The 9,780-nt window shown below is 28.3% G+C and carries 11 protein-coding genes and 1 other annotated feature; of the genes, 4 read left to right on the top strand and 7 right to left on the bottom strand.

Annotated elements, in window-relative coordinates:
- Positions 1-239 precede the first annotated feature (239 nt).
- Positions 240-959, top strand: a complete 720-nt coding sequence (locus tag E6248_RS09165) for a polysaccharide deacetylase family protein (RefSeq protein ID WP_316340517.1) — start codon at positions 240-242, stop codon at positions 957-959.
- A 227-nt stretch (positions 960-1,186) separates the two neighbouring features.
- Here E6248_RS09165 and E6248_RS09160 read toward each other — a convergent pair whose 3' ends face one another.
- From E6248_RS09160 to E6248_RS09130, 7 genes are all read right to left on the bottom strand, one after another.
- A complete protein-coding gene (locus E6248_RS09160) occupies positions 1,187-1,714 on the bottom strand; it encodes a tryptophan transporter (protein ID WP_316340516.1) in 528 nt (175 codons plus the stop codon).
- Positions 1,715-1,829: 115 nt separating this feature from the next.
- Positions 1,830-2,060, bottom strand: a binding site (T-box leader).
- 22 nt (positions 2,061-2,082) lie between these two features.
- A complete protein-coding gene (locus E6248_RS09155) occupies positions 2,083-3,465 on the bottom strand; it encodes an MATE family efflux transporter (protein ID WP_316340515.1) in 1,383 nt (460 codons plus the stop codon).
- 132 nt (positions 3,466-3,597) lie between these two features.
- Complete coding sequence (locus E6248_RS09150) at positions 3,598-5,325, bottom strand: EAL domain-containing protein (protein WP_316340514.1); 1,728 nt, start codon at positions 5,323-5,325, stop codon at positions 3,598-3,600.
- A 57-nt stretch (positions 5,326-5,382) separates the two neighbouring features.
- Complete coding sequence (locus E6248_RS09145) at positions 5,383-5,508, bottom strand: hypothetical protein (RefSeq protein ID WP_316340513.1); 126 nt, start codon at positions 5,506-5,508, stop codon at positions 5,383-5,385.
- 19 nt (positions 5,509-5,527) lie between these two features.
- Positions 5,528-5,716 carry a DUF4250 domain-containing protein gene (locus tag E6248_RS09140; protein WP_316340512.1) on the bottom strand — a complete coding sequence of 63 codons (189 nt, stop codon included), beginning with the start codon at positions 5,714-5,716 and terminating at the stop codon, positions 5,528-5,530.
- Positions 5,717-6,024: 308 nt separating this feature from the next.
- On the bottom strand, positions 6,025-6,891 hold the full coding sequence (locus tag E6248_RS09135) for an ATP-binding protein (protein ID WP_316340511.1): 867 nt from the start codon (positions 6,889-6,891) through the stop codon (positions 6,025-6,027).
- A 62-nt stretch (positions 6,892-6,953) separates the two neighbouring features.
- Positions 6,954-8,318: an FAD-dependent oxidoreductase gene (locus tag E6248_RS09130; protein WP_316340510.1), complete on the bottom strand. Its 1,365-nt coding sequence runs from the start codon at positions 8,316-8,318 to the stop codon at positions 6,954-6,956.
- A gap of 264 nt (positions 8,319-8,582) precedes the next feature.
- Here E6248_RS09130 and E6248_RS09125 point away from each other — a divergent pair, with 264 nt between their 5' ends.
- Genes E6248_RS09125 through E6248_RS09115 form a run of 3 tightly spaced genes read left to right on the top strand, consistent with a single transcriptional unit; the run spans position 8,583 to position 9,692 of the window.
- Positions 8,583-8,864 carry a spore coat associated protein CotJA gene (locus E6248_RS09125; protein WP_316340509.1) on the top strand — a complete coding sequence of 94 codons (282 nt, stop codon included), beginning with the start codon at positions 8,583-8,585 and terminating at the stop codon, positions 8,862-8,864.
- On the top strand, positions 8,857-9,111 hold the full coding sequence (locus E6248_RS09120; protein ID WP_316340508.1) for a spore coat protein CotJB: 255 nt from the start codon (positions 8,857-8,859) through the stop codon (positions 9,109-9,111). Before E6248_RS09125 ends, E6248_RS09120 begins: the two co-directional genes overlap by 8 nt.
- A gap of 5 nt (positions 9,112-9,116) precedes the next feature.
- Positions 9,117-9,692, top strand: a complete 576-nt coding sequence (locus tag E6248_RS09115; RefSeq protein WP_316340507.1) for a manganese catalase family protein — start codon at positions 9,117-9,119, stop codon at positions 9,690-9,692.
- Positions 9,693-9,780 lie beyond the last annotated feature (88 nt).

Below are 9,780 nucleotides of genomic sequence, written 5' to 3'. Positions count from 1 at the left end.
GTACGTAATCTTATAAATTAAAAGGAATTCAGATAACTGAATTCCTTTAATAATTATATCCAATATTCTTATTATTAAATCAATTTTTATTAGTTGCCTTACCTAAGTTTTTTATTAAATTTAGCAAAATTTTTTTTATATTTAAGAGTTTATTATATGTTTTTTTAGGAATACTATAAATGCTTGTTATTCTTTGGAGGTGAATTATGAAAAAATAAAATAAAATTATAATCTTATTCATGCTATTGTTATTTTTAAGTATAAGTTTAATATACCCAAGCTTAACAGCTTTTGCCTATAATGATACCAATAATGAAAAAGCAAATGATGAATCTGATAATATTGGCCCTAAAACAATATACCTTACCTTTGATGATGGGCCTGGGGGAAAAGTTACTACTGACGTTCTAGATACCTTAAAAAAGGAAGATGTAAAAGCCACATTCTTTGTAGTAGGTTCTCAAATTAAAACTCAAGAAGATATACTACTAAGAATGAAAGAAGAAGGTCATAGCATAGGATTGCACAGCTATTCCCATGATAGAAATAAACTTTATTGTAATAATAGTGGCTTTATAAATGAAATGCTAAAATGCCAAGATGAAATATATAAGGTAACAGGCGAGCGATATAATATTTTAAGATTTCCTTTTGGATGTAATAATAGAACCTATAAATTAAAGAATTCTTTAGTTGAAGAAATACATAATAATAATTTAAAAATATACGATTGGACTTTAGATACTGAAGATGGTGCCAATTATAACTCAGCCCCAAGCACTATAGCTAAAAAAGCTTATTCTTCTAAGAACAATATAGTACTATTAATGCACTGTGGTTATATAAATAAAAACTCTGCTAAAGCCCTTCCTTCCATAATTAAATACTATAAAGATAAGGGATATGTATTTAAAACAATAACAGAAGATACACCTGAAATCTATAAAATAACACGATAGCTTTGAAATGTATACTTTAGAATGAAGAATAAAGGAAAAAACTCTTGCCAGAGCTTTATAATTTTAAAGGTGCTGTCGCACAAATATAAAATAACAAATTAAGAATTAAAATTAATATTTTTTAATTGGGCTGTTTACAAAAACAGCCCATTCTTTTATTTTAGCGATTTATAAAAAATCACATCCTTAATTTTTCATTCTTAATTCAAGCTGACGAAGTCAGTTCTCTATACTATTTCTGTTCTCGTTGCTTTCAAAGCTACACCTATTGCTTTATATAAAATTATTCCTAAAAATATATTCATAATCGCTGCTGGTATTACCACTGTACTAACTAATAATATAAAAGGTCCTGGAAGTCCAACTATTATACTAGCTGATCCTAAAAATACTAATCCACTTATTACAGTTCCTAAACTTAAAGCTATTACTATCTTAACAAAATCTAAAACTCTTTCTCCCATTATCTTAAATGTAAAGAATATTAGATGTGCTGTTACAAGCTTATCAATAATATTCGGAAGTTGTCCTCCTGGAAACTTCGTTGTAAGTGCAGTAATAACACCCATTATTATACTTGAAATTAATGTTGTCTTATAATCTTTATTTATTAAAATAATTATAAATAACATTGCTAAAGCTAAATCTGGTTGCATTGGTAATCCTAAAGCTGGCGTAATTTGATGTAATAGTGCTCCTATTGCTATTAATATTGCATTTAATATCATTTTTTTAACATTTAAATTTCTTTTCATTTTGAATTCTCCTTTTTTAATAAATTTAATTTAATCTCTGCTATCACCTAAAGTTCATACCATAATTACCAGCTCCTTACTATTTTTGAGTATAAAAAAACGCCCTATACAAATTGTATAGGACGGTATTATCCGTGGTGCCACCTAAATTGCTTAAAAAAGCCTCTCCAATCAGGTACTTCATACCCTATTCCCTATAACGTGGGACTTACGGTTTAGCTACTTTAAAGAATTTCGCCTTACTCCTCAGAGGCCCATTCACTATCTGTTACAGTACTGAAATCCCACCACCTTCAGCTCTCTTAAACCTTACATAATAGTTACTCTCCCTCATCAAAGGAATTACTTGTTAATTTATTTATATAATATTATCTACACTCTAAATTGTCAACACTTTTTTTAAATTTATTTTTATTTGGAATAATCACCATTATAAAGAATAGTATAACTAAAATTATTCCTTTTAAAATACTGGTTCCGCTAATACTCCACCATACTCCATTTAATCCTAATGCTAAATATGAGCTTAAAAATATAGCTATAGGTATTCTAAGACCTGTAAGTATTATACTTACCCAAAAAGGAGTAACTGTATCTCCTAATCCAGAAAAAGCGCCTGCAGTAGTTATTTCTATACACATAAATAACTGAGAAAATCCTAGTATAGTTAGGTAAGCTGCACCTGCATCAATAGCTTCCTTCTCTGGAATAAACACAGAAAATAATTCTCTTCCTGCAAAAATTAATAATAGGCTTGAAAGAACTCCTAGTACACTAGCCACTAATATTGTAGACTTATATCCCTTTAAAATTCTTCCCCATTTATTTGCTCCATAGTTTTGTCCAACAAAAGCCGTTAATGCAGCTGCAAATCCTTCTGCAGTCATCCATGATATAGCTTCAATTTGTGAGCCAACCTTCTGTACTGCAATTGCTACTGGTCCAAATGAAGCTACAACTCTTCCTATTACCATAGCAAAAAATGAAAACCCACAATTTTGTAGGGCCATTGGAATACCAAGTTTACATATTTTTATTATTATAGCTTTGTCTATATATTTTTTATTCTTTAAACTTAAACTATATCCATTTTTAATAAATGCTACTATAAAAATGAAAGTAACTATAACTTGTGCTAATACGGTAGCTAAGGCAGCTCCAATAACACCTAATCTTGGGAATCCAAAAAGTCCAAAGATCAGTATTGGGTCAAAAACTATATTAAATACTAGTCCTATAGAATTAATTAAAAATGGCACCTTACTACTTCCAGAAGCATTAAATATTCCTGTAAATAAAGGATTTAAAAAGCTAAATATCATTCCTAATGAAACTACTATTAAGTATTCAATAGCCATTCTAATTATTTCTTCATTACCTAATTTAAAAAATCCAACTAAATTATTTCTTAAAAGTATTAAAAGAATTGTATATGTAATTGCAATTATAATATTTATAAGCAAACTATTATAAATATATTTATTTCTTTCTACTTGATCCTTTTTACCTATAGCTTGTGAAACACCTATTTCTGCTCCTATTTTAGAAATAAAAACTAATGCACTTCCAAACCAAGTGAAAAACCCAGCCGTTCCCACAGCTGCAACTGCATCACTACCCATTCTCCCAACCCATATCATATCTATCATATTATAAGCCATTTGAATAAATGAAGTACCTAATATAGGTAATGATAATTTTATTAATGCTGATAAAATATTTCCTGATACTAGATCAACTGTTTTTTTCATCTTATCCCCCCAAATTGTATAATAAAATCTATATTAAAACTTAACTTTTAAACATATCTAGGGCTTATAAAAGATTTTAATTAACTTACCATCCTTTATAAGCCCTTATTTCTTAGCAACTATAAGCCATGTCTATTTACTTAACATAGTTATTACATTTTCAAAATGTTCTGGTCTGCTATAATAATATCCCTGAACAGTATCACATTCAATACTCTTTAAATAATCTACTTGCTCTTTTTCTTCAACACCCTCTGCAACTACAGTAATACCTAGCTTATGAGATAGTTGAATAATATTTTCTACTATAAACCTAGATTTATCATTTTGAGTCATATCAACTACAAAGCTTCTATCTATTTTTAAAACATCGATAGGTAATTTTGTTAAATGATTCAATGATGAATAACCTGTTCCAAAATCATCTAAAGCAATAGATGCTCCTAATTCTTTAATTTCTAACAAATGTTGAATATTTCTATCTACTGATTTCATAATCATACTTTCAGTTATTTCAATTTCAACATATTTAGGAGATACTTGAAACTCCTCTATTAAAGAGTTAAAATACGTTACCAAGTCTCCTTCTCTTAATTGAATCTCTGAAAGATTTACAGCTATTTTAAAGTTATCATATCCTTCTGATAGTAAATATTTAATTTTAGCAAAAACTTCTCTTAATACAAACTTTCCAATAGGAATAATAAGTCTTGTACTTTCTGCAATTGGGATAAATTCTCCTGGGCTTACAAAGCCCATTTCTTCGTTTTTCCATCTTAGTAAAGCTTCAAATCCATCAACTTCATCGTCAGTTAGTCTAATCTTAGGTTGAAATACAACATACATTTCATTATTCTCTAAGGTTGTTCTAAGTCCTTTTTGAATAGAATATATTCTATTTATTTCCTTTGATATATTACTATTGAACATTTGCCATTGATTCTTACCATTACTTTTAGCCATATACATAGATGCATCTGAATTCTTTAATAAACCTTCAAAGTCCTCAGCATCATCTGGAAAAACTGAAACACCTATACTTACTGTAGAAAATATTTTTTTACCATTTATACTATACGGATTTTTTAATATGTTTACAATCTTGGTAATAATATTCTCAATTTCTTTAATATCTTCTATATATGGAAGGAAAACCAAAAACTCATCTCCACCAAATCTACAAATATTAGAATTGAATTTAAGCATTTTCTTTAAGTCCTCAGAAAATCGTTTCAGAAACAAATCTCCATAAATATGCCCATAAGAATCATTAACAAATTTAAAATTATCTATATCAATTATTATTAGAGCTCCCCTACTTTCTTCTAATGTATGAGCTCTAAGTTCTTTATCTATAACTTCTTTAAATCTTTTTCTGTTTATCAAGCCAGTTAATTCATCATAATAACTCATATACTCTAATTTAAAACTTGCTTCTTTTTCCTTAGTTATATTATGTATGTAGCCTTCAAATCTTTGAAGACTTCCTTTTTTACTCTTTTCACCTTGTCCTTTAATACTAATCCATACTTCTTGCCTATCTAAATTGATTATTTTAATTTCGATTTCCTCTAAATTACCTTTAATACCCTCAATTAATATATCAATAAACTCTGGATGTATATATTCCATACACTCATTAAAAGACATAACTATAAAATCATCATCAACCCCTATGATTCCCTTATTATTTCCATATAATATTATCAAGTCTTTTTCTATATCTGCAAATATAAACAGTCCATTTATTGATTTTATAAAAGATTCTTTGAACCTAGATAAAAACTCGCTACTCTCATCAAAAGCTAAGGATTTTTTATTCTTAAATTTAAGGTATTTAACTTCCTTGTCAATACTCATATCCCTATTCCTACCTTTTATCCTTATGAAAATTTACTATATCTAAGCGAGAGATTTTTATTCTCTATCTGTTGTAACTTCTTCTTTTTTTGCTTTTTCCTTATTATCATTAATTAATGTTGCTACTAAAGCTGTACCTGCTGCAACTAAAACGGCTAATTTACCAAAGTTTTTTAATTTCATAAATTATACCTCCTAACATTTATTTGAATTGATTTCTTTCTTTATCATATCTATAATCTATAGATTCTAACTTTTCTTCTAAATCACTTTTAATTATTCCCATATCATCACATAAATCGTCTAAGCTAGAATAAAAATCTCTAAGCTTCATATTAATCATACTTAATAAAATATTTGGGTCCATAGCAATAAATTTATCTTTATCCATATTATTTCTCCAATACATAATTTTCAGCATTAAAGCTTAAATAAAATATAACATATATTTTTTAATAAAAAAAGTAAAATATGTGTAGAAATTTTTCAAATTTTGATAAAACAGAAAAACTGCTTAAAGAAATTCATATTTAAGCAGCTTTTTTTTAATAACTATAACTTTTATTTAACTTCAGGTACTTTAGAAGCTTCACTAGCCTTAGGAGGTTGGTATCTTTTATTCTCCCAACTTGCCTTTTGACCTTTCTTTGCCATAAAATCACCTCCGCTACATTATTATTATAAATAATATAGCGTTAATTATTCCTCATCATAAACTTCTAAGTACTTTGTTTTAATTCCATCTTTTTCCCAGCCAAGAATTGAATCTAAATTAACATTTTCAGCTGACTTAAAGATTGATTTTTCAACACCATCAAAATTCTTCTTAAGTTCTTTTATTAATTCCTTAATTTCATATCTCTTATTACCTATTTTTTCTGCTGCAACCATGCAAGCGCAATTAAGTGGCCATATTCCAGCATTATTTGTAAATCTCTTTATGTAATCTTCTTCTACATAATATAGAGGTCTTATAAGCTCCATATTTTGAAAATTAGCAGATTTAAACTTAGGTAACATAGTTTTGAAATTACCGGCATATAAAACATTAAGTAATGTTGTTTCTATAACATCATTATAATGATGACCAAGAGCTAGCTTATTACATCCAAGTTCCTTAGCTTTATTATATAAAGAACCTCTTCTCATTCTAGCACATAAATAACATGGATAGTCTCTAGCCATCTTATCTACTACCTCAAAAACTTTACCTTCATATATTTGAACTGGAATACCTAGGTGCTCACAGTTTTCTATTAAAAGTTCCTTTATTTGAGGATGGTATCCAGGATCCATTGCTATAAATTCTAATTCAAAATTCATTTGACCATGTTTTTTTAATTCTTGAAAACACTTAGCCATAAGTAATGAATCTTTTCCTCCAGATATAGCTACAGCAATTTTATCTCCTTCTTCAACTAAATTGTAGTCTTTAACCGCCCTAACAAATTTAGTCCATATATGTTTTCTATATTTTTTAACAAGGCTACGTTCTATTTCCTCTAAAGGCTTTTTCTCTTCAGTAGGAACAAGTCTCTCGCAACCTTTTCCAGCTATACTTATCAATTTATCACCTCATTTAATAATCCTTATCAATTATATCACTTTTTAATCCTATTGTCTTTATCTTATATTTCATCCTTTGATTTTATAACTTGAGGGTAAGTAAAAACACTATAAGGATCGTATTTTGCTTTTAATTCTCTAAGCTTTTTAATATTTTCTCCATAATATTCTTCTTCATAATTTTCTAGTCCAATTATAGGAAAGTTTACAAAGGATCCATTAGTTAAAGCTTTTATAGTTTTAAAATTCTCATTAACCCATTCCTTATTTTCCTCAGCATACTTGTCCACTTCCCAAACTGATTGAATTCCCATAATAAAGTTTGCATCTCTATAATAATAAGCACTATCCAGTTTACCTACATCTCTAATAGCTCCTCCTGCACCATAAAAAGTTATGGCCGTGTAATCAAAGCCTTCTGATGGAGTGTCAACTATATTTATAAGTTTTTCGATCTCTTCAATTGTATAATCTTTATTTACAAATCTTCCTGTTGATTTATACTTTTCATAATCTGGATGGCTATCTTGTATCCATCTATTACATTCTAATATACTCTTATCTTCTATGGTAATTTCTATATTATTAGTAATATCTAAAAGAGGTTTTAATATTTCTTTAGCATCTTTAGAATTACCATAAAATAACCCTGTAATCTTTACTCCTCTACCTCTTTCCCTAGAATTATATATAGCTGTTTTTAAATTCATCTTTCTATCCAAAACCTTATATAACTCTTGTAGTCTTAAGACAATTTCAATATTATCTTCTTTAGTAATACTAGGATAATTAATATATATTAAAGTTCCCATATTAGCTTTTTCTTTTATTTTAATAGTCATAGATGTAATTACTCCAAAATTACACCCTCCACTTCCCTTTAACGCCCAAAAAAGTTCACTATTTTCTTCTTTATTTACTATTAACTTATCACCTTTATAATCTATAATTTCTGCTTCAATTAAACTATCAGATGCTAGTCCTAAAAACCTTGATGAATAGCCCCAGCCTCCACCTAATATTAATCCTGGAACACCTACAGTTGGACACCCACCACCTGGAAAAGCATACCCCCTAGATCCAAAAGTTTCATAAGCTTCTCTATTTCTTACTCCACCGCCAATTTTAGCAATTAACTTCTCTTCATTTATATATATTTTATTTAAGTTGCTCACATCAATAATTGCTACATCATTTCCTGTTGAATAGCCTTCATAACTATGAGCTCCTGATCTCACTCTAATTTCTATATTATTTTCTCTAGCCCACTTTATTGCATTTATTACATCATTTTCGTTAAAACAATAAACAATAACTAATGGATATTTTTCTATTGCTCTATTCCAGCATATTATAGAAGCATTATATTCTTCACTCTCTTTAGTTACTACTTTCCCAGTCAATCCTCTATAATCAACACTTCTCATTTAATCACCTTCTGTATTTTATTTATATGTAATTTACTTTCAAAACTATTTTTCACTTAAAATAACATAACTTCTCAAAATTCAGATTATTTATTAAAACATATATATAGATAATATCATACAAAATATCAAAATAAAATATCATAGGAAATTATAAATTTCTCCTCCTTTTTAATATTTTTCTTATTTTTTTGATCTTTCCTTAACATTTAATTCCTTTATACATATTCTATTAGTAAAGCTATTTTATGAAAGGAAGTCTTTATGTCATTTCGTGATCATGATAATTGCACTAAGTGTAACGAATGTATAGAGGATCCAGGAAAAACATACTGTAATATTTTATGTGAGGATCCAAGTAAAAATTGTTACGAATCTTATAAAGTATTCTCTCCTTATATGTATGGAAAAGTATTTATTAACCTCCAACCTTATGAAAATTTGTTCAATATTGATGATGCATTTGCTGCTGGTACTATATTCAAAGATTTATATAGTCCATATTGTGCTTCTAAATCTCTTAAGGAGGTAAAGAAATATGAGTAAAAATGAATATTTAGCTAAAATCCATATGCTTCAATTTTATGCTCTTGATTTAAACCTCTATCTTGATAATTTCCCAAACTGTGAAAAGGCAACAAAAGATTTTGAAACTATTTCTTGTGAGCTTAATAAAGTTATATGGGATTATGAAAAAGAATATGGTCCTTTAACCAACTTTGGAAGAGCTTATTTTCAAAATCCTGAAGCTTGGGTTAATTCACCATGGCCTTGGGAAAATAATAGGAGGTAAATCTAGTGTGGTATTATGTTAAAACACTTCAACATCCAGTTAACTTAAAATCAACTGATTTAAGAATGGCTAAACTTTTAGTTACTCAATATGGTGGTCCAGATGGAGAATTAGGGGCTGCCCTTAGATATTTAGATCAAAGATATACTATGCCAACCAATAAATCTAGAGCTTTACTTACGGATATAGGCACAGAAGAACTTGCTCATGTAGAAGTAATGGCTACAATGGTACATCAAATTATGGAAAATGCCTCTATTGAAGATATAAAAGCTTCTGGTTTAGATGGTCATTATGCTGATCATGGGAAAGCCGTATTTTATACAGATGCAACTGGTAATCCTTGGACTGCAACCTATATCCAGGCCAAAGGAGATGTAATTGCTGACTTAACTGAAAACATGGCTGCTGAGCAAAAAGCTAGAGCTACTTATGAATGGCTACTTAATTTAACAGATGATGCTGAAATAAAAAAAATATTAGGATTTTTAAGAGAAAGAGAAGTTGTCCATTTCCAAAGATTCGGTGAAGCTTTAGTTGATATACAAGATAATACTAAGTTAACTGATTTCTGTAAATAAATATTTATTTTTCTTTTCATTATATTAATATTAAAAATTAAGATACCTCAAAATATAATTTTTATAATCAAATAAACAATCCTCCCTT

This window comes from Clostridium sp. (assembly GCF_032552055.1).
In the GTDB taxonomy this organism is placed as follows: Bacteria; Bacillota; Clostridia; order Clostridiales; family Clostridiaceae; genus Clostridium.
Note: the sequence above shows the minus strand (reverse complement) of the source record. Positions and strands in the feature narration are given on the sequence as shown.